The 23109-nt window shown below is 52.4% G+C and carries 20 protein-coding genes; 12 read left to right on the forward strand and 8 right to left on the reverse strand.

What is annotated here, in order from left to right:
• Positions 1 to 389 precede the first annotated feature (389 nt).
• From nrdA to ON072_RS04115, 8 genes are all read left to right on the forward strand, one after another.
• Positions 390 to 2678, forward strand: coding sequence for a class 1a ribonucleoside-diphosphate reductase subunit alpha (nrdA, locus tag ON072_RS04080; protein ID WP_274625972.1), 2289 nt, complete (start codon positions 390 to 392; stop codon positions 2676 to 2678).
• A 59-nt stretch (positions 2679 to 2737) separates the two neighbouring features.
• The gene (gene nrdB / locus ON072_RS04085; RefSeq protein ID WP_025010421.1) at positions 2738 to 3868 is read left to right on the forward strand and encodes a class Ia ribonucleoside-diphosphate reductase subunit beta; all 1131 of its coding nucleotides are present in this window, start codon (positions 2738 to 2740) and stop codon (positions 3866 to 3868) included.
• On the forward strand, positions 3843 to 4172 hold the full coding sequence (yfaE, locus tag ON072_RS04090) for a class I ribonucleotide reductase maintenance protein YfaE (protein WP_037436974.1): 330 nt from the start codon (positions 3843 to 3845) through the stop codon (positions 4170 to 4172). The genes nrdB and yfaE overlap by 26 nt, the downstream gene beginning before the upstream one ends.
• A 98-nt stretch (positions 4173 to 4270) precedes the next feature.
• Positions 4271 to 5509 (forward strand): glycosyltransferase family 4 protein, encoded by a 1239-nt coding sequence (locus ON072_RS04095; protein WP_274625973.1) that lies wholly within the window; start codon positions 4271 to 4273, stop codon positions 5507 to 5509.
• Between the two features lie 44 nt (positions 5510 to 5553).
• On the forward strand, positions 5554 to 6411 hold the full coding sequence (locus ON072_RS04100; RefSeq protein ID WP_071238179.1) for a hypothetical protein: 858 nt from the start codon (positions 5554 to 5556) through the stop codon (positions 6409 to 6411).
• A gap of 1 nt (position 6412) precedes the next feature.
• On the forward strand, positions 6413 to 6832 hold the full coding sequence (locus ON072_RS04105) for a hypothetical protein (RefSeq protein WP_025010425.1): 420 nt from the start codon (positions 6413 to 6415) through the stop codon (positions 6830 to 6832).
• Positions 6822 to 8042, forward strand: a complete 1221-nt coding sequence (locus ON072_RS04110; protein ID WP_274625974.1) for a glycosyltransferase family 4 protein — start codon at positions 6822 to 6824, stop codon at positions 8040 to 8042. The genes ON072_RS04105 and ON072_RS04110 overlap by 11 nt, the downstream gene beginning before the upstream one ends.
• Complete coding sequence (locus ON072_RS04115; RefSeq protein ID WP_144225175.1) at positions 8042 to 9007, forward strand: hypothetical protein; 966 nt, start codon at positions 8042 to 8044, stop codon at positions 9005 to 9007. The genes ON072_RS04110 and ON072_RS04115 overlap by 1 nt, the downstream gene beginning before the upstream one ends.
• 35 nt (positions 9008 to 9042) lie before the next feature.
• Here ON072_RS04115 and ON072_RS04120 read toward each other — a convergent pair whose 3' ends face one another.
• Positions 9043 to 9534, reverse strand: coding sequence for a YciI family protein (locus ON072_RS04120; protein WP_232785997.1), 492 nt, complete (start codon positions 9532 to 9534; stop codon positions 9043 to 9045).
• 107 nt (positions 9535 to 9641) lie between these two features.
• Entirely contained in the window at positions 9642 to 11663 is a 2022-nt protein-coding gene (locus tag ON072_RS04125) for an oxidoreductase (protein WP_274625975.1), read from the reverse strand.
• Between the two features lie 197 nt (positions 11664 to 11860).
• Between ON072_RS04125 and sppA the strand changes: the two genes are divergently transcribed.
• Together sppA and ansA are read left to right on the forward strand one after the other, a co-directional pair.
• Complete coding sequence (gene sppA, locus ON072_RS04130) at positions 11861 to 13714, forward strand: signal peptide peptidase SppA (protein WP_107111613.1); 1854 nt, start codon at positions 11861 to 11863, stop codon at positions 13712 to 13714.
• A gap of 107 nt (positions 13715 to 13821) precedes the next feature.
• Positions 13822 to 14838 (forward strand): asparaginase, encoded by a 1017-nt coding sequence (ansA, locus tag ON072_RS04135; protein WP_044734515.1) that lies wholly within the window; start codon positions 13822 to 13824, stop codon positions 14836 to 14838.
• Positions 14839 to 14904: 66 nt separating this feature from the next.
• Here ansA and ON072_RS04140 read toward each other — a convergent pair whose 3' ends face one another.
• The 5 genes from ON072_RS04140 to ON072_RS04160 all read right to left on the reverse strand — a co-directional run bounded on the left by ON072_RS04140 (position 14905) and on the right by ON072_RS04160 (position 19488).
• A complete protein-coding gene (locus ON072_RS04140) occupies positions 14905 to 15186 on the reverse strand; it encodes a YeaC family protein (RefSeq protein ID WP_025887363.1) in 282 nt (93 codons plus the stop codon).
• Positions 15183 to 15500, reverse strand: coding sequence for a zinc ribbon domain-containing protein (locus ON072_RS04145; RefSeq protein ID WP_144379742.1), 318 nt, complete (start codon positions 15498 to 15500; stop codon positions 15183 to 15185). Before ON072_RS04145 ends, ON072_RS04140 begins: the two co-directional genes overlap by 4 nt.
• A gap of 9 nt (positions 15501 to 15509) precedes the next feature.
• The gene (locus tag ON072_RS04150) at positions 15510 to 16637 is read right to left on the reverse strand and encodes a M14 family metallopeptidase (protein ID WP_208159855.1); all 1128 of its coding nucleotides are present in this window, start codon (positions 16635 to 16637) and stop codon (positions 15510 to 15512) included.
• Positions 16638 to 16786: 149 nt separating this feature from the next.
• The gene (locus ON072_RS04155; protein WP_025010433.1) at positions 16787 to 17467 is read right to left on the reverse strand and encodes a response regulator transcription factor; all 681 of its coding nucleotides are present in this window, start codon (positions 17465 to 17467) and stop codon (positions 16787 to 16789) included.
• Between the two features lie 233 nt (positions 17468 to 17700).
• Entirely contained in the window at positions 17701 to 19488 is a 1788-nt protein-coding gene (locus ON072_RS04160; RefSeq protein WP_144379744.1) for a DUF885 domain-containing protein, read from the reverse strand.
• A 436-nt stretch (positions 19489 to 19924) separates the two neighbouring features.
• Here ON072_RS04160 and ON072_RS04165 point away from each other — a divergent pair, with 436 nt between their 5' ends.
• Positions 19925 to 20665, forward strand: coding sequence for a hypothetical protein (locus tag ON072_RS04165; RefSeq protein WP_071238184.1), 741 nt, complete (start codon positions 19925 to 19927; stop codon positions 20663 to 20665).
• A gap of 297 nt (positions 20666 to 20962) precedes the next feature.
• On the opposite strand, the gene ON072_RS04170 is transcribed toward ON072_RS04165, so the two are convergent.
• Positions 20963 to 21421, reverse strand: a complete 459-nt coding sequence (locus ON072_RS04170; RefSeq protein WP_096141944.1) for a hypothetical protein — start codon at positions 21419 to 21421, stop codon at positions 20963 to 20965.
• Between the two features lie 198 nt (positions 21422 to 21619).
• Between ON072_RS04170 and dgt the strand changes: the two genes are divergently transcribed.
• Complete coding sequence (gene dgt / locus ON072_RS04175) at positions 21620 to 23071, forward strand: dGTPase (RefSeq protein WP_144379750.1); 1452 nt, start codon at positions 21620 to 21622, stop codon at positions 23069 to 23071.
• Positions 23072 to 23109 lie beyond the last annotated feature (38 nt).

The raw sequence follows: 23109 nt of genomic DNA on the forward strand, positions 1-23109 counted from the left end.
CTGCGCGGGATCGCGGATCGCTGCTTATTTTAGCAGTCGATCACCTTGAGTGAGATCGCTTGAATTTTGACCATGACGACTGTGCGCCAGCAATGATGCCGCTTTGCGGAATCGGCCAGTCAATATCCTCAAGATATCCACAAGATATACCCAAAACTCAGGCTTGCAAAAAGTGCCATACCTCACTATCTTGTTATCCAAGATATAGAAAAACACCATATCTTGTGTATCGGTAGCAATCAGACATACTAGTCTTGCACTGGAAACTCCCGGTTAACAGAGCCCTCTCGGGCCGCCGTCGTTAACTGTTCGGTTGATTGTTTTACAAGGGAAGGTTTAATGACGCCGTCGCGTCATTTCACAGATATTACAACCAAGGCCTATCTTCAATGAATAGCACTATGACAGTTACCAAACGCAGTGGCGCACGCGAGACGATAGATCTCGATAAGATCCACCGTGTTATCACCTGGGCAGCCAAAGGATTAAACAACGTCTCGGTTTCCGAGGTGGAGTTGCGTTCTCACCTGCAGTTTTTCGATGGCATCCCCACCGAGGCCATCCATGAAACCATTATCAAGGCTGCCGCCGACCTGATCTCTCCCGACTCTCCGGACTATCAGTTCCTGGCCGCTCGCCTTGCTGTTTTTCATTTGCGTAAGAAGGCCTTTGGTCAGTTTGAGCCGCCAAAACTGTACGATCATGTCAGCAAGTTGGTCGCCATGGGCAAGTACGACAAGCATCTGCTGGAAGACTACAGCCGTGAAGAGCTGGATGTGCTCGACAGCTATATCGACCATTGGCGCGATATGAACTTCTCCTATGCCGCCGTCAAACAGCTGGAAGGCAAGTATCTGGTACAAAACCGTGTGACTCATGAAGTCTACGAAAGTGCCCAGTTCCTCTATATTCTGGTGGCCGCTTGCTTGTTTGCCCGTTATCCGAAGGAAACCCGGCTGCAGTATGTCAAAGACTTCTATGATGCGGTCTCTACCTTCAAGATCTCTTTGCCGACGCCTATCATGTCCGGTGTGCGTACGCCGACCCGTCAGTTCAGCTCTTGCGTGTTGATCGAGTGTGACGACAGCCTGGATTCCATCAATGCCACGGCCTCTTCCATCGTCAAGTATGTCAGTCAGAGAGCCGGTATCGGTGTGAATGCCGGCCGCATTCGCGCTCTGGGAAGCCCTATTCGTGGTGGTGAAGCCTTCCACACAGGTTGTTTGCCTTTCTACAAGTATTTCCAGACTGCGGTGAAATCCTGCTCCCAGGGCGGCGTTCGCGGCGGCGCTGCAACTCTGTTCTACCCTATCTGGCACCTGGAAGTTGAATCGCTGCTGGTACTGAAAAATAACCGTGGTGTTGAAGACAACCGTATCCGTCACCTGGACTACGGCGTACAGATCAACAAGCTGATGTATCAGCGGATGATCAAAGGTGAGAACATCACCCTGTTCAGCCCATCGGACGTTCCCGGCTTATATGACGCCTTCTTTGCCGATCAGGACGAGTTTGAGCGCCTGTATGTGAAATATGAGCAGGACCAGAGCATTCGCAAGAAGACCCTAAAAGCGGTCGAGCTCTTCTCGCTGATGATGCAGGAGCGCGCCTCCACCGGCCGTATCTATGTGCAGAACGTGGATCACTGTAACACCCACAGTCCGTTCAACGCCGAAGTGGCCCCAGTGCGTCAGTCCAACCTGTGTCTTGAGATTGCCCTGCCAACCAAGCCACTGAACAATATTGACGACCCAAATGGTGAAATCGCCCTTTGTACTTTGTCAGCGCTGAACCTGGGTGCGATAAAAGACTTGGGCGAACTGGAAGGCCTTGCCGATTTGGCTGTGCGCGCTCTGGATAACCTGCTGGACTACCAGGACTACCCTATTCCTTCTGCCAAGACGGCATCGATGAACCGCCGCACTCTGGGTATCGGGGTCATCAACTTCGCCAACTATCTGGCCAAGAACGGCGTGAAATACTCTGACGGCAGCGCCAACGGCCTGACCCACAGAACATTTGAAGCCATACAGTACTACCTGCTCAAGGCCTCGATGAATCTGGCCAAAGAGCTGGGTGCCTGCCCGCTGTTCCATGAGACCACTTATTCTCAGGGGATCATGCCGGTAGATACCTACAAGCGGGATCTGGACAAGATTTGTGATGAGCCGCTGCACCTGGATTGGGATGCTCTGCGTCACGATATCAAGCAGCATGGCCTGCGTAACTCGACTCTGTCGGCACTGATGCCATCCGAGACCTCTTCGCAGATCTCCAACGCCACCAATGGTATTGAGCCTCCACGCGGCCTTATCAGCGTCAAGGCCAGTAAAGATGGCCAGCTCAAGCAAGTGGTGCCCGATTATGAAGAACTCAAGGACAAGTACGAGCTGCTGTGGCAGATGCCCGGCAACGATGGTTACCTGCAGTTGGTTGGTATTATGCAGAAGTTTGTCGATCAGGCGATTTCGGCCAATACCAACTATGACCCATCCAAGTTTGAAAGTAACAAGGTTCCGATGAAGCTGCTGCTCAAGGATCTGTTGACCGCCTACAAACTCGGGGTCAAGACCCTTTACTACCACAACACCCGTGATGGTGCTTCCGACAAATTCGATGACATTACCAGCATCGAGAAGGAAGACGACGGTTGTGCCGGCGGCGCCTGCAAGATTTAAGCAGGATTAAGTAACAAGTTCGGGGCCCAGGTGGCCCCGTTGTTTGGAAAGAGTAGATCATGGCTTATTCAATTTTTTGTCAAACCCCCAACGATGCCACCCGCGAACCTATGTTTCTCGGTCAGGCGGTTAACGTGGCCCGTTACGATCAACAGAAGTACGAAGTATTCGAGAAACTGATCGAAAAGCAGTTGTCTTTCTTCTGGCGCCCGGAAGAAGTGGATGTCAGCCGCGACAAAATCGATTTCGGCGCCCTGCCGGATCATGAAAAGCATATCTTCCTCTCCAACCTCAAGTACCAAACCCTGTTGGACTCGATTCAGGGCCGGAGCCCCAATGTGGCTTTCCTGCCACTGGTGTCCCTGCCTGAGCTGGAAACCTGGATTGAAACCTGGTCCTTCTCCGAGACCATTCACAGCCGTTCCTACACTCATATCATCCGCAATATTGTCAACGACCCATCCGTGGTGTTCGATGACATAGTGGTCAATGAGGAGATCCTCAAGCGCGCCGGCGATATTGCCGAGTATTATGACCGCCTTATCGAACTGACTCAGCTGTATCACCTGCATGGTGAAGGCAAGTTTGACGTCAACGGTCGCACGCTTGAAGTCACTACCCGCACCATCAAAAAAGCCCTCTATCTGTGCATGATGTCGGTCAATGCGCTTGAAGCGATACGTTTTTACGTCAGCTTCGCCTGCTCCTTTGCCTTTGCCGAGCGCAAACTGATGGAAGGCAACGCCAAAATCATTCGCCTGATCGCCCGCGATGAAGCTTTGCATCTGAACTCGACCCAACACATTATCAACCTGATGCAGGGTGGCAAAGATGACCCTGAGATGGGTGAAATCGCCAAAGAGTGCCAGCAGGAAGCTTACGATCTGTTCCTGCGCGCCGCCGAGCAGGAAAAGGCTTGGGCCAAGTACCTGTTCAAGGATGGTTCCATGATAGGCCTGAACGAAACCATTCTCTGCCAGTATGTGGAGTTCATTACCAATCAGAGAATGAAAGCGGTTAACCTGGGCGCACCATACAGTGAGCAGAGCGATCCCCTGCCCTGGATGAAAAACTGGCTGGAGAGCGATGCCGTACAGGTCGCGCCTCAGGAAGTGGAAGTATCATCCTACCTGGTCGGCCAGATAGACTCGGCTGTCGACGACGATGAGTTCTCCGACTTTGACCTTTAACAAAGCCCCTATCGTGCTGCTGCGCGGAGAGCCCCTGCTGCTGTATACCACAGAGCACAGGACTCTCCTGGCAGCGCTCGAAGCCCGTAAGGTGAGCATTTTTTCCGAGTGCCGCAGCGGGTTTTGCGGCGCCTGCAAGACCCGGGTGCGCAGTGGCGCGGTCACTTACCTGACCACGCCATTGGCCGAGTTACAGGCGGATGAATGCCTGCCCTGCTGCTGTGTGCCCACGGAAGATCTGGACTTGGATCTCTCCAGCGAAGGCGCCGACATGCCGCTGCTGCGGGTTAAACACTTGGCCTGACACAAGCGCAAAAAACACCGTCAATGGCAGATCTCCTACAATCAAACAAGCGTTTTTTCGTTGTAAATCCAGCCTGACTCCGGTACTCTGCCGGACTTATGAAATCAGACTCAAGTTATTCATTCAAAAGTCTTTATTGCGCTTTTGATCGCTACCCTCTGCCCAAAGGCGCTTCGACCCATATACGTTATATGGCGTCAACCCTGTTTGCCTTCCAGTCCCCTGGTATGCTCTATCTACAAGGTGATCCCCAGATGCCTTCCTGGCAGCAGGAAACCCTGTCACTCGGCAGCAATCCCTACGAGGTAAGCAGCGAGGTCAGTATCGTCAGGCACCAGCTAAACCCAAGCTCGGGCAATAACGTGCTTGCCAAGGCGCTGGACTATGCCAATCAGCTTGGGGCGCTGCTCAGGCAAAATCGCGATACCCTGACATTGGCGCAGTTTCGCGACCCCTGGGCGGGGGTGCCTTTGCTGGATCATCGCAAGGACAATCCAGCGCTCAAGCTTGTCTATGAGGTCAATGCCCTGCCCAGCATAGAGCTGCCTATTCACCTGTCGCTGCCGCGAAAAACCCTGGCCAAAATCAGCGCCTGGGAGCAGCGTTGCCTGGATGGTGCCGATCTGATTGTGACCCCATCAAAACTCACGGCTGCCAGCCTTGAAAAACGCACTTCTACTCCAGTAGTCTATCTGCCAAACGGCGCCGAGTTGCCGCCTACCGAGCCATTGAGGCAAGCAGAGGATGGTCTACCCAGGCTCATCTATTTTGGTGCTGCCCAGCGCTGGCAGGGGCTTAGAGATCTGCTCAAAGCTTTTGCCTTGGTGCGTCAGCAGTTGGAGGTCCGGCTGGATCTCTGCCTGTCACTCGAAAATCGCCAGGCCCGGCAGGTAAAGGCCTGGCTCAAGTCCATGGAACTGGAAGATTGTGTTTCGCTGCATTTCGGGCTGGACCAAGCAAGCCTCAGGCAAAAAATTCAGGCCGCGAGCGCATCTTTGGCGCCGCTCACGCCCTGCAGGCGCAATATGCTTCAGGGGTGCTGCCCTTTGAAAGTGCTCGAATCCATGGCTTGCGGCACCGCAGTTATCGCCTCGGATCTGCCGGTTATTCGTGAGCTGGTAACCCATGAAAAGCATGGGCTCTTGGTTCCCCCCTCCAGGCCCTCCGAGCTCGCCAGAGCCTGCATTGAGCTGCTCAGTCAACCGGCCAAGGCCAAAGATTTGGGACTCAAGGGCCAACAAAGGGTGACAGAGCAGTTCCAATGGCAACAGATCTGCGCTCAGCTCAGCGACTTGTATATACAGCTGAGTCAAAGCCCAATGCAAGCTAGCGCTTAATAGCTACTCGTTTAATAGCACCTGTTTAATGTCAAGGAAACGATATGGAAACAGCCATAAACCCTTTTAACGCCCCGCTTCACTACTGGCGAATGCGCAAAGTGTTCAAGCAGTTAACCCCGGCGGAGCAGGAATTTATCCGCACCAAGAAGTTGGATGCAACCCATTCGACCCAGCACTGGTTACTGTTTCTCAAGCGCCTGACCCGATTGGATCGTATGGGCAGCCCATTGAGACGCCAGTTTCGCCGCAGCCGCAATTGGTTGATAGGTTTCACTATTGTCAGCATATTCCTGCCCGTGCCTCACCTGGTGGTGTATACCCTGGTGGGTTTGACTCTGGCGTCTATATTACTGCTTCACAGCTGCAACAATATGGACGTCAACGACAATGTGCGCACCGGCCTTATCAAGTTGATGCAGGTACTGGCGATGGAGACCAACAGCGTGCAGCTGAAACTGGATCTCGACTCCATACATAAACGTAAGCCGGCCCGAACCGAAAAGCCCGAGAAGAGCACCCAACTGGCCTACTTTGAAGTGCCACTGTTGCAATTCAGGGCCAAACTCAAAGACGGCAATGAGCTGCAACTGCGGGTGGATGATGTTATCTGTCGTCGTAAACGCACCCGTCGCAACGCCCGAGGCAAGGTCAAAACCAAGATCAAGTACAAGGGACGGCGCAGCATTCGCAGCTGCCTGACCTTGAATCCTGATCACTACCATCTGCGTAAAACCAAACTGGCACCAACGAGCAAGGCACAGACTCAAAACGGCATCACCAAGGTGAAATCCAACTCCACCTTTAAATTTATCGGTGAGTCACGTTTGATGGATGCCGAGAATATTCTCAGAACCATCGCCAAGTCCTATCAACAGACCAGTATTCGAGCCAGGGGATAATATGAGTCAGTGTCAGCTAAAAATCGGTTTTTTCACCCTCAGCCCTTGCGGCCAACCTGCCGTTGGCAGTTGCAGTGAGTGCCAAGCCAGTGTCTGCGAACATCACCTGGATCCCAAAACCGGTCTGTGTTTTCAGTGCGCCGCCAAACCCTTGAAGGTCGGCAAGGAAGTCTATGAAGATCCGCGCTCAGGCACCAAGTATGAGCAATTGAGCCTACAAGGCGTTAAACCCGAGGATCCGCTTGCCGGTTTCGCCCTCAAACAACTGTATCTCGGCAGTGCCTGGTACCAACTGCACACCAAACACGGCAGTTACAACAAGGAGTTTGATGCCGAGGACTTTGCCGCTTTTGAGCTCCCTGTCGACGAAGATGATGAGCAGTTGCCGGATTACGAATATCGGGATATCTATGACAGCTAACCCCAGGCTACTGTGGCTGACTCAACACTACCCGCCGGCCAAAGGCGGCATGGCACTATCCTGCGATAGACTGGTGCGCCATTTGCGGCGGCTCGGGGTACATATCACCCTTTATCATTTACGCGCCGGCGGCCTGGAAAAGGAGACCGGCTATTTTGCCGAGCAGGGTTGCGATCACAGCTTCCCCATGGGTACAAACCCGGCGCACTCGCTCAATCTTCTATGGCACAAGCTGGAGGGTGAATATGATGCTGTCGTTGCCTATGGCTATCCCTTCTCCATGCATGCCGGGCGAGTCTTTGCCGCCTGGCTTGGGCTACCGCTCATCACATTGCTGCGCGGCAACGACTTTGACTTGAGTATTCTCGATCATCGTCGCTATCAAGTGCTGCAGGATACGCTGCAAGCCAGCGCGCTGGTATTGGCCGTCAGCGCCGACAAGGCAAAACGGGTCAAAGCCCTGTGGCCGCAAGTCAGAGTGCACAACATGAGTAATGGCCTGGATAGCGAACGTTGGCAGCCATTGCCGCTGGATAAAGAGCAAGCCAAAGCCTGGCGTTCCAATAACCTGGAAAATCCCAGTCAGCCAGTGATTGGCCTTTTCGGCCATTTGAAAGAGAAAAAAGGTTTGGCCTTTTTTATCGAGACCTTCAAACGCAGCCCCTTGGTACACAACTGCCATCTGTTGCTGATTGGCGAGCTGGATGAAAGCGCCGCCGAGCTGTTGCAGACCCTGCCCGAGGGCAGTTACACCCTGGAGCCGTTTCTTGACAGGTATCAGCTGATAAGCCGTTATCTGGTATGCGACCTTATCGCTATTCCCTCTTTCTATGAGGGAACCCCCAATGTACTGCTGGAGGCGGCGGCGCTTAACATCCCTGTGCTCGGCGCCTGCTGCGGCGGTATGGCCGATCTTATCTTCGACAGCCTGCATGAGCGCGAAAAGCATGTCTTCGATGACCGTTTGACTGACAGTGACGCGGCCCATAATCTCCTCGGCCAAACGGACTCAGGTTATCTGTTTCATCCAACTTCGGCGGAGTCTCTTTTGGATGCGTTGGTGCGTTGGCAAACCGATACGGCTTCGATTCGCGCCGCCAAGAGCCAGGCTTTGTACCAAACGGTACTGAGTCAGTGCAGCGCCGAGGCTGAAGCCGAGCGTTATTTGGCTGCCATCAAGACACTGGTCGCTCAAACGGCGAATCACTGATGCTTATCTATTACGCCCCCGGCGGCGGGCTCGGGCACTTGAGCCGGGCACTGAAAGTGCTCGGCTTTATCAAGGCGCAGCAAGCGTTGGTGATCACAAGTCCACTGCCGTTAGCGGTCGACACGCTGCTACCAAAGGGCATTCAACACTTAAGTCTGCCGACCAGGCTTCAAAGCCGAGCCGAACTCAGCGCCTGGCTCAAGCAGTTACTGGCATCGCTCAACAAGCAACAAGCGTGTCGGCTCATGCTGATAGATGCCTTTCCCGGGGGCATTTGGGGCGAGCTTGGTGATATCCCCTTGCCTGGCAAACTTGTCTATATCGCCAGATTGCTCAACTGGAATGTCTATCGCCAGCGCGTTGCCCATATTCCCCGTTTTCAGCAAATCTGGTTTTGTGAATGGCCGACCCCGGAGCAGGAACAGGCGCTCTCCAATCAAACGGGCCCACGCTTCTGGCTGCCGTTACTCGGCGAAGACAAGTCCCAAGATGCAACCCCAAAGGGTCTTGAAAAGCCTAAACAGACTCTGGTGATCCACTCGGGAAGCCTTGCCGAGCAGGCTTTGCTGCTTGAACACGCCGCAAAGGCGGGAGAAGAGATAGATATTATTGCGCCGCCGCACCCAAGCGCTGATGCAGGCTTTAATAGCGCCCCCCTTGATAGCAAACCCCTTGATAAGAGTGCTCTGAGCGACTTCAACAACTGCAACAACAAAGAGCACAAACCCGGATTAACCCGGCTGCAGCTATACCCGGCCTCAGATATTGGCTGGCAGTATCAAAGAGTTATCTGTGGCGGTGGCTTCAACCTGGTGAGCGAATATATCCTTCATCCCGGCGCCCTCTTCGTGCCCCTGACCCGGGCACTGGATTTGCAGCATCTGCGTATCGAACGCGGCTTGGGCGGTTTTTTACCGCCGCCCGGGTTGAGCTCAGTGCAGAAAGATATTCTCAAACGGCTTTGAAACGCTCATTTAGTGTTGCTATCGAAGCTTGTCACTCAAGGCTGTGACTCGGCTATTCGGGTGTGAATACGGTTGACCTCCAGCAATGCCGCACTACCGTACCAGGCTTTAAGTTCCATGATAAGGCTACCGGCCTGAACCGCAGGATCGCTGGCCGTCAAGGCTTCAGCCTCAGCCAAACTGGCGACATCAAAGATATAAATCCCCCGCCACTCGCCGCCATCGATAAAGGGCCCGGCTAACACGAGTTTGCCCTCTTGCGCCAAACGCTGAATATGGCTCATGTGCGCTCTTTGAAGCTCGGCGCGCTGTTCTTTGCTGCCACTTCGATTGGGACCCGCCTTTAAAAACGCCATCACATAAGGTTTCATACCATATTGATCGGCACCGAGTGCATGGGCCAGCGCCTTATCATAGGCAGGCGTTTCAACGGAAACCGGATTATCTGCACCAGCGGCGGTTGCCACTAAACTCAAGCCGGTCAACAGCGCCAGCGCGCAGCTACTCGCCATGGTAGTTTTCATCATTGATATCTCCCCAATCCGATGCTGTTGTATGTCCACTTTTCGACAATAAGGTTATAAGTAAAGCAAAAAAATCCCCGCCGTGGCGGGGAGTTAAACCCGGTTAGAGACTAGATCCTCATCGCCAATTCTGCACCCTGACGAATGGCGCGTTTGGCATCCAACTCGGCAGCGACATCAACGCCGCCAATGAGGTGCATTGGCAAGCCGCACTCTTCCAGTTCCGGCAACAGCACACGGTTGGATTCCTGACCTGCGCAGATCACCACAGTATCCACAGGCAGCAGCTGCGGCTTGTCATCAATCAGTATGTGCAATCCCTGGTCATCAAAGCGCTCATAGCTGACCCCACTGAGCTCTGTCACCTTGTGCTGCTTAAGCACCATGCGATGGATCCAGCCCGTGGTCTTACCTAAGCCTTTACCCAGCTTGCTCTTCTTGCGTTGCAACAAATACAGCTCTCTGGCCGGAGCATACGCCTGTGCTTGTTTGGCCAGTCCGCCGCGCTCGGCGTAACTTGTGTCTATGCCCCACTGACGATACCAACGTTCCGGCTCCAGCGTACTGGACTCCTGCTCGCCGAGGAAATGCGCCAAGTCAAAACCTATGCCGCCGGCGCCGATAAGTGCCACCCGCTGGCCGACTTCCACCTCGCCCTGCAGCACCTGTTGATAGCTGACCACCTTGGGAGAATCAAACCCGGGCAAGTTGAGCTCTCTTGGCAAGACACCACTGGCAACCACCAACTCATCAAAAGGTTCATCCCTGAGCACCGAGGCGTTGAGCGGCGTATTCAAACGCAAGTCCACCTTAAAATGTGCGAGGCGATTCTTGAAGTAGCGTATGGTTTCGTTGAATTCCTCTTTACCTGGGATCTTGCGCGCCAGGTTAAACTGGCCACCGACTTCATCTCGGGCTTCAAACAAGGTCACCTTGTGCCCCCGCTCAGCGGCGTAGACAGCAAATGCCATCCCAGCCGGGCCCGCGCCCATCACCGCCAGGCGTTTGGGGGACTCAGTTTTGGGGAAATTAATCTCTGTCTCATAGCAGGCTCTTGGATTAACAAGGCAAGTAGCACGCTTGAGCGAGAAGGTATGATCGAGACAAGCCTGATTACAGCCGATGCAAGTATTGATGGCTTCGCTTTGATTGGTCGCGGCTTTGTTGACAAACTCAGGATCGGCCAGGAAGGGCCTGGCCATAGACACCATATCCGCCTGCCCCGAGGCGAGGATCTGCTCGGCTATCTCAGGCGTATTGATCCTGTTGGTAGCCACCAAAGGAACACTGAGTTCTTTTTTCAAACGTTCAGTGACCCAGGCAAAGGCGCCTCTGGGTACGCTGGTGGCTATGGTCGGGATCCTGGCTTCATGCCAACCTATGCCGGTATTGATGATAGTGACACCGGCTTGTTCCAGCGCTTTGCCGAGCTCAATGACCTCCTCGAGGCTTGAGCCCTTGTCGACCAGATCCAACATAGACAGACGAAAGATAATGATGAACTCGGGACCAACCTTGGCGCGGATAGCGCGAACAATTTCCAGTGGCAGGCGAATACGGTTGGCAAAACTGCCGCCGTACTCATCACTGCGCTGATTGACCCGCTCGCAGATGAACTGATTGATGAGATAGCCTTCAGAGCCCATCACCTCTACGCCATCATAACCGGCCCGTTTGGCCAGTTCGGCAGAAGTGGCATAATCCTTTATGGTGCAGCGGATTTGCCGCAACGACATGGCGCTCGGCGTAAATGGGGTAATGGGTGACTTGACCTTGCTCGGTGCCAGCGAAAAAGGATGATAGCCGTAACGGCCGGCATGAAGGATCTGCATACAGATCTTGCCGCCGCCCTCATGTACAGCTCGGGTAACGATTTTGTGTTTGCCCACTTGCCAGGGAAAGCTCAGCTGACAGGCATTGGGTGCCAAACGGCCGCGAAAGTTGGGCGCTATGCCGCCGGTGACAATCAAACCCACACCACCCAGCGCCCGCTCCTTGTAGAAGTGTGCCAGTTTCTCAAAACCGCCCTTTTCTTCTTCCAACCCGGTATGCATGGAACCCATGAGTACCCGGTTTCTCAGCTGGGTAAACCCCAGATCCAAGGGTTCTAATAAATGAGGAAAGCCCGACATTAAAACATCCTTTTTAAACAAGTGATTTAAATCAGCATAACCTGAGCCGCCATCAAGCTCAACATAAAGCATTGGCCGCCGGCGACTCATCGGCTAAAGCAGTGAAAGCTCAGGAATAAAATCACTTACAAATGTATTTTCCCGTTGCAGCTATTTTCAGTTAGCATTAACGGAATGCATGGAAAAATGGAGTGGCTATGTCCGCAAAACCCCTGACAACCAAGAATACCCTGATGTTGATCTGGAATGTGATCAACTTCATTCGCAAGCTGGTGTTGAACATAGTGTTCTTCCCGCTATTCTTCATCGCTTTGATAGCCGTGGTCATCGCCATGGTCAGCAGTGATGAAATCCAAGTTGAGGATGGCTCGGCGCTGGTACTGAACCTGGCCGGCGGCATAGTGGATCAAAAGCGCCAGGTTGACCCGTTCGAGGCGATGTTAAGCCAAAGCAAAGGACCCGATGTCAACGGCGAAATCTTATTGAGTGATGTGCTCTATACCATTCACAGCGCCACCAATGACAAGCGGATCAAGGCTCTGGTATTGGATCTGTCCGAGTTGCAATACGGTGGTCTGAGTAAGCTCAGCGCCATAGGCCAGGCACTCAACGAATTCAAAGATAGTGGAAAGCCTGTGGTCGCCATAGGTAACTATTATGATCAGAATCAGTATTTCCTGGCGAGTTTTGCCGATACTGTTTACCTCAACCCTGAGGGCATGGTGGCGGTAGATGGCCTGAGCCGCTACCGCCAATACTATAAGTCGGCACTGGATAAGTTAAAAATCAAGGCGCACATTTTCCGTGTCGGCACTTTCAAGTCAGCGGTTGAGCCCTTTATCCGTGATGACATGTCAGAAGCGGCGAAAGAAGCCAACTCTGTCCTGCTCAACGACATCTGGGGCAGTTACACAGACACTGTGGCCGCCAATCGCGGCATAGACAAATCCAGCCTTGGCCTTAATGCCACAGCTTATTTGGCAGAACTGGAACAAGCCGATGGCGATTCCGGAACCATGGCGGTTAACCTCAAGTGGGTTGATAAACTGGCCAGCGCTGAAGACTTCCGCCTGGCGATGTTGGACCTGGTAGGCAAAAGCAAGGAAGGAGATAGCTTCAAGCAGGTCAGCTACTACGACTATGCCAAGCTGATGGCACCACTGCCGGCGCTGGTACCCACCGAAGGAGTGGGCATCATAGTGGCCAAGGGTAATATTCTCAACGGCAGTCAACCTGCCGGTGATATCGGCGGTGAAAGTACCTCTGCCCTGCTGCGTAAGGCCCGCTTCGATGACACTATCAAGGCCGTAGTGCTCAGGGTCGACAGCCCCGGCGGCAGCGCCTTTGCTTCCGAGCAAATTCGTCAGGAAGTGCTGGCATTGAAGAAAGCCGGTAAGCCTGTGGTAGTCAGCATGAGCAGCATGGCGGCCTCCGGTGGTTACTGGATTTCGGCCAGCGCCGATTATATCTATGCCAACCCCACTACCCTGACCGGATCCATCGGCATTTTCGGCATGATAACCACCTTCGAGGACTCTCTGTCTTCAATCGGTGTCAATACTGATGGAGTGGCCACCTCCGACTGGGCCGGTCTCTCTGTTACCCGGCCACTTTCCGATGGCGTCAAGGCGGTGATACAGCGCCATATCGAACGCGGCTACAAAGACTTTATCTCGCTGGTCGCCAACGAGCGCAATATGACACTCGAACAGGTGGATAAGATTGCCCAGGGCCGCGTCTGGTCCGGCAAGAAAGCTCTGGAGCTGGGTCTGGTGGATGAACTGGGCGATCTCGATAGCGCCATCGCCAAGGCCGCCGAAATGGCCGGACTGGATAAGTTCGATAGCCGAGTGATAGAGCAGGAGCTGACACCTGAGCAACTCTTCATTCAGGAGATGTTCGCCAGTGTCTCCGCTTATCTGCCCCACAGCGTCAAGCAGTCCAGCGTGCTGGAAAAACTGCTGACTCAATGGAGCAAGGTACTGGAAGAGTTTGCCGCCTTTGACGACCCTAACGGCGTCTATCTCTACTGTGATAACTGCAGTTACTGATAATCCTGAAAGCCCGGCTCGCCGGGCTTTTTTGTGCCTTATGCTGCCGGGCTTGATTTGCTATAATCCGGCCTCTCTTTTGCCCCAGTGAAAACTAAAGCCAGATTATGAACAAAAAAAAGTCCATCTATGTCGCATACACGGGCGGCACCATAGGGATGCAAAAAACCAGTAACGGCTTTGCCCCGGTCGCCGGCTTCCTGACAGAATGCGTCAACTCCATGCCGGAGTTTTTCCATGAAGAGATGCCGACGTTCGTGATCCAGGAATATTGTCCGCTGATAGACTCTTCCAATATGGCCCCCAGCCACTGGCAGATGATAGCCGACGACATTCAGGCCAACTATGACAAGTACGATGGCTTTGTCATTCTTCACGGCACAGACACCATGGCGTTTACCGCATCGGCACTGTCTTTCATGCTGCAGGATCTCGGTAAGCCGGTTATCGTCACCGGCTCGCAAATTCCGCTGTCACAGCTGCGCTCAGACGGCCAGACCAATCTGCTCAATGCCTTGTATATCGCGGCCAATTATCCGGTTGCCGAGGTTTGCCTGTTCTTCAACAATAAGCTATTCCGCGGCAACCGCACTACCAAGGCCCATGCCGACGGCTTCGATGCCTTTGCCTCGCCGAACTTCCCTTTATTGCTGGAAGCCGGGATCAAAATTCGCCTGCGGGCCGGAAAAATTGCGCCGCCCTGCGATAAGCCCTTGAAAGTGGCGCCCATTACTCCTCATCCCATAGGTGTGGTCACTCTGTATCCCGGGATCTCCACCGAGGTATTCAACAACATACTGCAGCAACCGGTAAAAGCCCTGATATTACTGACCTATGGTGTCGGCAATGCACCGCAGGATCCCGCCTTGCTGGAAACCCTCAAGCGGGCCAACGACAAGGGCACAGTGCTTATTAATCTGACCCAGTGTCTGCAGGGAAAAGTCAATATGGGCGGTTATGCCACAGGCAACGCCCTGGCCAAGGCAGGCGTTATCAGTGGCGCCGATATGACCACGGAAGCCGCCTTGACCAAGTTGCACTACCTGCTCTCCCAAGGGCTGGGCACAGAAGAGATAAGACGGCAGATGCAGCAAAACCTCTGTGGCGAACTCACGGCAGACTGAATTTAATTGATAGCAAAAAGCCCTGTATATACAGGGCTTTTTTACAAATAGAATCCAAGTAATTAATTACAGATCAGATTCTTTGAATTCAGCAATACTCTCACCACGAAACTGCTTTTTCAGCTGCGCCTTGGACAGTTCGTTGATCTGCCCACCGGCGCCTATGGTGAAGTGCTCGGTTTGATCCAAACGCCTGGCTTGGTAGAGCATCACCAGTTGCAGCGTGTTTTCCCGCTGCTCCTCGGTCAGCACAGTACCATCTTCCCACTTACCTATCTCGGCGGCGCTGCGCAGTCTTTCATAGACTTCAACCGGCATCTCTTCAATCACTTTGTTGATATCTGTCATACACTTTTCCGCTTGTGCAAAATAATACGTACCCGGGTTATCAGGTAACCCACAAAACCGAGCGTAAAGCAGGCGGCACCGGCGATAGCTCGATTGCCTTCGGCGACTTCTCCCCCCCAAAACCAGATGACCACCCCGGCGATAAACAGGGTCAAGGCCAAAAAGCTCTGGTTCATCAGTTTGGTCGACTGCTGAATATGGCTGATCCTCGACAGCGACTCGGTGTTGGGTCCCAGTTTGGAACTGCAGTGTGGGCAACTGGGTGCCTTACTGGAGATCCGCTTGTGGCATAAAGGGCATTCAACCAGTGCCATAGCTGCTCCTTACCTGAGTTTGTCCACGACGGCCAGCATGGCGGTCAATGAGGCTTCACCCAGGTATAGGCAACGCTCGGGGGACCAACCCACCAGCGGATCTGCCAGATTATCATTATCTTTAAATGGCATTTCCAGAGTATTTGACAGGCAGTTGAAGGTTTCGCCGACCCAGTTGGAACCTATGGTCAGGTTGGCCTTGCCTGGCTCGTCCTTTTCATAACCATGTTCGCTCTGGAAATCCGGGCTAACCAGCAAGAGCGCCGAAGCAAATTCCTGCTGCAGCTGAGTCAAGCGCTCATCCCAACAAGGAATGCCTTCACAGCCTGCCAGGAACACATAAGGCAGACCTTCATCACCGTGGACGTCATAGAAGAGGTCCACGCCGGTTTCTTTCATCTTTTGTACCACATGGTACACCTCGGGGCTCTTCTCAAGGCTTGGCGTTTGCCACTCACGATTTAGGTTTACACCGGCGGCATTGGTACGCAGATGGCCTCTGACGCTGCCGTCCGGATTCATGTTGGGTACAACATAGAAGTTGGCCTTATCCAGCAACTGTTTGGAGACAGGGTCATCCGAGTCCAGCAATCGATACAGCAAACCTTCCACCAGCCATTCGGCCATGGTTTCCCCTGGGTGCTGACGGGCTGTGATCCAGATATTGCGCTTGCTGTTATCGCCGTCACCCACCTTGACCAGCGTCAGATCGCGACCATCCAGGGTCAGACCCAGGTGCTCCAGGCTCACTTCAGGATGCACCTGTACTGTACTGAGCAGGTCCAGGTGGCGTTCATAACTGTAAGGTGCAAAATAGGCTATCTGAATCGCATCGGCGTCCAATTCCACATTGATACTCAATTTGCCGTCATCATACTTGGTCGGCAGGCGGAACCAGTGCTGGCGATCATAGCTGGCAACGGCCTGATAGTTCTCCCAACCTTTGGGATAGGAAGCGCTGCCGGCATTGATGATATTGAGGGTGTAGCTGTTTCCTACCTGGCCTTCAAAACGGAAATTGAACCACTGGTAGAACTCTCCGCCGTGATCCGGGCGGATCGCCAGTCTGATGTCGTCCTTGTTATCAAGACTGATGACCTGAATATTGCCACCATCAAAATTCGCGCTGATCCGCATGATGTTTTCCTTCATTGCTTTTATAGGGTGTGGAGCCTGGGAAGGCTCACGCAAGTGGGCTATAGGATAAACCAAATCGACCGCGCTTGAAAACGCGGCCGAAACAGGCTCTGGTATTCGAGGGGGAAATCAGTAGGGTTTAAAGCATCTTACCAAAGGCTGAAGCTGTATCCCTGGCCGCGCACCGTATTGATAAGGCTTCTTGGCAAACGGGTCTGTTCCAGTTTTCGCCGGGTATTGGAGATATGCATATCCAGATTACGGTCAAACCGCCCCAGTTCTTTTTTTAGCACTCGTCGCTGCAGCTCCTGCTTGGTAACCACTTGTCCCTTGCGTTCAAACAGGTACTTAAACAGGCGAAATTCTGTCTGGGTCAAGGATAGCTGCTGATCGGCAATGGCCACAGTGTAATCAGTTTCGTCAAACTGAATATGTTTGTTGAGCGTAAGATCGGCGGTGTCCTGCCCTTTACTGATATTGATCCTTCTTATGAGCGCCTGAATCCGCACCAGCAGTTCTTTGACACTGAATGGCTTACTCAGAAAATCGTCTGCCCCCAGTTCATAACCTTTGATCCTTTCTTCTTCACTGTCGATAGCCGAGATCACTATGACAGGAGTGTTGTCCTTACGGGCAAGCAACATCTCAAAGCCATTGAGTTTGGGCATCATTAAGTCGAGCAAGATAACATCCGGAGTAAAAGTGTCGAGTCTCATCAGCGCATCCAAACCATCAGCGGCACAAACAACATCGTGCCCCTCGCCCTCCAGTGCTTCTTTGAGCAAGTCCCTGAACTCCAGGTCATCATCCACTAATAAAATTTTCGTCATTTCCGTCAACACAATTCTCAAATAAGAACCATTACCATTTACGTTAACATAGTTAACCTAACCGAGCTAGCAAAATCCTCCTTTAGTACTGGCTAAAGTGCGCAGGATCACACAGAAGGAATAATGAAAAAGGGACAGATGGTCAAACTGTCCCTATAGGCAATTGGGCAAGCGGCGATCAAGCCCTCTCTTCTGACGTAAGCCATGCAGTACAAGGCTTACGCCGGCCTTTGCTACTTGTCTTGCATCAATTGACTGATGTACTTGACCGGGGCACTGCCATAGCTGAGGAAGCTTTCGTGGAACCTCTTGAGATCAAACGCCTTGCCTTGCTGCTGTTTGAGCTCTTCCCTTAAGTCGTAAATTTCACGATATCCGGCGTAATAGCTGGTCAACTGTACCTGGCTCAGTGTTGCCCGGCGCCATTTACCTTCCGCCTCGGCTTGCTGCTGGAAGGCTTCTTCAATCATCAGCTTGATGGCCTGCTCTTCAGTCATCCCCTTGACCTGAATGCTGTAGTCCAGAATGGTGTTGCAAATCACCCTGAGGTTCCACTTGTAGTACATCAGCCACATTTCCGGCTCAAAGTTGCCATAGCCCTGTTCCAGCATCATACGCTCGGCATAAACGGCCCAACCTTCCACCATGGCACCGTTGCCAAACAGGCTCTTGACCAGGCTCGGTGACTCATTGGAATACACCAGCTGGGTGTAATGGCCGGGGATCGCCTCATGTATGTTCAGTACCTGCAATATCCAGTGGTTATATTCGCGCAAGTAACTTTCGGCCTGCTCGTCGGTCATGCCATCGAGGGGTGTCACGTTGTAATAGGTGTTGCCGCCCTTCTCATAAGGGCCGGGAGCACTGATGGAGGCTCCGGCAAAACCCCGCATATATTCAGGAGTTTCCCTGACCACCAAAGGCTTTTTCGGATCCAGAGTCACCAAGTCGTGTTGATTGACAAACTTCACCAGCTCGGGGATCTGCGCCCTCACCTCGGCCACAAAATCTTCCCGCTTTACATGCCGGGCCGAAAGCTTGTCGATCAACTGCCTGATAGCCTTCTTCTCGTCTTGCGGCTTGGGCTCCTGGAAATACTTGCTCCAGAGCTTATCGGTAATTTTCGCCATTTCGCCCTGAACCCTGGTCTTATCGGCCAGCGCTTTTTCATAGAGGGCCTTGGCGCTCATACCAGCCTGAATATCGAAGGCAAACTTCTCCTCATAGAGCGCTTCACCTATCCGGAAACTACGGCTACCTTCGCGCTTGAGCTGCTGCTCCAGCTGTTTCAGAAATTGGATATGCCCTTCGATAGCAACCACGGCTTTATCCATTCTTTGCTTGAATAACCCCTTTTCATCAGCGCTCAGGCCGGAGGCGTTCACCTTGGCGAGCAGCTCATCGGACAATACAGTAAAGGCACCCTGATTTTGCATGATGGCCAACTCTGTGTGCTCCAGAGTAGGATTATCTATGTTTTGCTGCGCCGCCAGGTAATAGGCTGGCACATTTTCCAATCGGCCCAATGCAGACCGCAACCTTTGATCCAAAGGTGCAAAGTCCTCATTGATGATTTGCGCAAAACCACCGGCCACATTGTAACTGGATGGGTCCCACTGCCAGGACTTGAAGCGCTTGATTTCCCACTCCATGCTGCCGAGGACATTTTCAATCAAACGATAGTCAATCAGGTTAGCCGCTGTCAGCGCCGCAAAATCAAAGCTCGCCATCTTGGCGCGCTGTTGCTGAATAAAGTTCAACGTCGCGGTGCGGCTGTTCGCATCCGGTACCAGGAGTTTGCCATCGTATTGATGAAAGCCGTTATAGAGTGCCCAGGTCGGCGCAACCTGCCATAGCGAATCGATAAAGCTTTGACTGAACGCACTGAACGCTTGGTTCTGATCTTGTTTTACAGCAGCAGAGACTTTGGACGCCATCGCCTCGGGAGAGCCTTGGGTTTGGCATGCAGACAGCCCTGTCAGCGCCAATGACACCGCCAGGCAAAGGGTGAGTTTTTTCATATTATTTTCCTTCCCGGCACCCGTTTGTTGGAAATTTGAATTCTTATCGGTTTTTCGGGTGCATAGTGCGCAAGTAAATCATGGACGCGACGACTTTTCAGCAATTGTTGCTAAAGAGACATGCTTTGTTACAGTTTGCAGCCCGCTTTAAGCCTCTGGTTAAATCCTCCATGTTCGCTTGATAGCTCCCATTGCCAGATAAAATACGGCTTTTGTTGAGAAGGCAGAACGATAACCCCTGCTCAATTATGATTTTTGGAAGGCCGGTTGCATGGCATTGCAGAAGGTTCAAATAGGCATGACCACTTGATTTGCATCGAAAAACTCGCTAGCGTGTGCGGCCAAATTACACAGGACGTAATTCAATATGAATCTGAAGTTTAATGCTGCCCATCAACACGTACTGGAATTGTTAAAGCAACAGGGAATACGCTGTTTGGTGGACGATCAATACGACGAACTAAACGAGCATTATTTACAACTTTGGCTGCCCGAGCCGCTGACAGAAATCGAAGTCAAGCAACTGAATAAGTTCCAAAAACAACATTATTCCCTTTGGAAAGATAGTGCGCAGCCATGGGAAGATGTTAAGACGCAAGTGAAGCTCGATTTTTCCGATAGCTGCTACAACGAACTCAAGGCCACTTTGGTCAAAATGACACTGGTAGACAGAATGACCTTTGAACGAGCCTGGCAAGAACGCTTGGGGGTTGTTTGCAACAATGTCGACCTGGATGTTATCGCCCATCGCAGCACTCAAGTGGCTGATATAGATCCCCTCACCAAGGCAATCGCTGACAGCTTTTCCGATGAATGGCTGAAACTCTGCGCCTCTATGGAACTATTTCAGGTACGGTATTTGGTTTTCAACAGAGCGGTGCGCAAAGATAAATCAGCCCGCAACTCCGAAATGCTACATTTGTGGACCGACACAGAGGGCGAAAACCCTAAACAGGCGCGCAAAGCTGTTGGCCGGGTAACAGGTAATCCTGGTGGTATAGCCAACTACCAAAAGGGTGCCCGCGTCATACGGCAAGGTAACTGTGTAAGAAAGACCAAGCTCTATAATCATGAGTTTGAAGACGCCTATCAACGCCGGGTTCGCGTCAATATCAAAGGCGTAATGGTGCCTATGATGAATCATGCGGACTTATTACAGCTATCGTCATACGATTAAGCAAAGATAGCCGCCGCAGCCAGAGATTTACTCTGGCTGCGGCGGAAAACGTCACTCTAAGTTGAATGGATCCGAACCCTCTGATATATCCGATATAGCAGTACAGCCCCAAGTTTGGCCCACTAGGGTGCACTAGCCGTGCGGCAGTGAATGAATTGGTTAATGGGAGCTAGATATTGCCCAACATCGGCATAGCCTGACGGATGGCTGAAAAGGGTTGTTATCGAGAATGGTGTAAAGCCAATGAAGCTCAAATCATTGGGGGCGCTTCCAAATACTCGCCCCCTAAATCTGCTATCAACGGCGGTGAAACTTGGCGTCCTTATCGAGACACCAGTGAGCCTTAGCACTCTTGTCTTCGTTGGGTCGGCCGGTTAACAGCTCACCTTGCTCATTGATGTAATAGACAAAAGCTTTGGCATCACCGAGTTCATCCCAATACAGCATCGCCTCATCCGCTTCCTGGCCTTCACAAGTGGTGACTTTGCCGCCTATGGACTCGATATAGGCACTGCCCTTGATTTGGCTCAGCGGCGCCCCTGTACATTGGTTGTTGTCATAAAGATTGGCGACACTGTGGTAGCGGTTTTCCTCAAAGCGCATGACAAACTCTTTACCCAGTTTACCGTCACTGAGACAACCTGTGGTCCACTCCCCTTTGAGCCTGTCCGGCATGGCATCATCGCCATGGAACATCAGAAAACCGAGCGTTGCAGCCAAAATAAGCAGCAACATCACACTTAAGGACTTGAGCATTAACACATCTCTGAGAAAGGATTTTTCAGGATAGTACTCTGCGATGACTGAAGACGCTATCGTACTCATCGCAAATTTACATTGAGTGTCACAAATTGGCCCCATGGGATAAACTGTGGCACATTGGAGTAACATACGGATTCCAAGTCATTTTCTTGCTTAGGCAACCACTTGTTGGAGGTTCTCTCGGTGTCTGACATGCATTCTGAGATAGATTTTCGCCGCAAAATTACTGCGCAGCGTCCCTTTGGTAAACCGGAAGACACTCGGGTAGACAATCCAGAAAAATTGCAGCTGGCGCTGGAAAGCGATCGTGGCCGCATCATTAACTCGGCCGCCATCCGCCGTCTGCAGCAAAAGACCCAGGTGTTTCCGCTTGAACGCAATGCCGCTGTACGAAGCCGTTTGACACACTCGATGGAAGTTCAGCAGGTAGGCCGCTTTATTGCACAGAAGATATTCAAGCTCTTGGGGTCAGACGCCGAGCGCTGGGGCTTGCAATATCTGGAACGGCAATTGGAAACCCTGGTGGAGATGAGCTGCCTGATGCACGATGTGGGCAATCCACCCTTTGGTCACTTCGGTGAGGCCGCGATCAGTGATTGGTTCAAGCGCAACCTTGTTTCTCTGGCGCCTTCGGGTTTCGATTCCGGGTATCCTGAGTTGATCCAAGACTTATCCCATTTTGAAGGCAATGCCCAAGGCATTCGTTTGATCCACACCTTGCTCGGGCTCAATCTCACCTACAGTCAACTGGCCGGCATTTTGAAATACACCCGTCCGGGTACGCTTGTGAAAGATAAAGCCAATCCTGAGCAAAGCTATCTGATGAAAAAAGTCGGTTATTACGCCAGTGAGTCCAGGTTTGTTGCCGAACTGACTCAAGCCATGGAGATGGCACCCGGTTGTCGCCACCCGGTGAGTTACATCATGGAGGCCGCCGATGACATCTCATATTGCCTGGCCGACATTGAAGACGCAGTGGAAAAAGGCATCATAGAGCTGGATACCCTAAAACAGAGTCTGATAGCCGAGTACCAACGGCAAATTGCGGTCAAGCAAGGCGCTCTCGGACACAAAGACTTTATGAGCAAATCGATTGAGGCGGCAGACAGCAGCGCCCGCCACCTGGCAATCAACCAACAGAGCCAGTTTTTTACCTTCCTCCGCGTTCGACTGATCCACCCTTTGGTCAATCACGCCGCCAAGCGCTTTATCGACAACATTGAAGCTGTGTACCACGGCAACTTGAACGAGTCGCTGCTTGAAGATGGCGGCTACGAACACGCCATTACAGAAACCCTCAAGCAAGTTGCTATCAAGCAGGTATTTTGCCATCGGGAAGTGGAGAAACTTGAGCTGCAGGGATACAGGATCATCACAGGCTTACTGGATAACTATCGCTCCCTGCTGGCATTGAGCGAAGATGAGTTTAGCAAACTGGTACAAGGCCTGCCCAAGACAGCTCTTATCGAAACCCGGTTGTTCCATAAGCTGCCTGGCAAGCACCTGGCCACCTATAAAAGGGCCATTGAAGCCAATCAGTATCCTGAGTTTTACCACAGGTGTCGTTTGCTGCAGGATTATATCAGCGGCATGACAGACCAATACGCTTTGGATGAGTACAGACTACTTATGGTACTTGACTGACTCTTAAAGAGAGTTGTTTACTAACTAAGGCTCGGGAT

This window comes from Shewanella sp. K8 (assembly GCF_028823715.1).
Taxonomy (GTDB): Bacteria; Pseudomonadota; Gammaproteobacteria; order Enterobacterales; family Shewanellaceae; genus Shewanella; species Shewanella algae.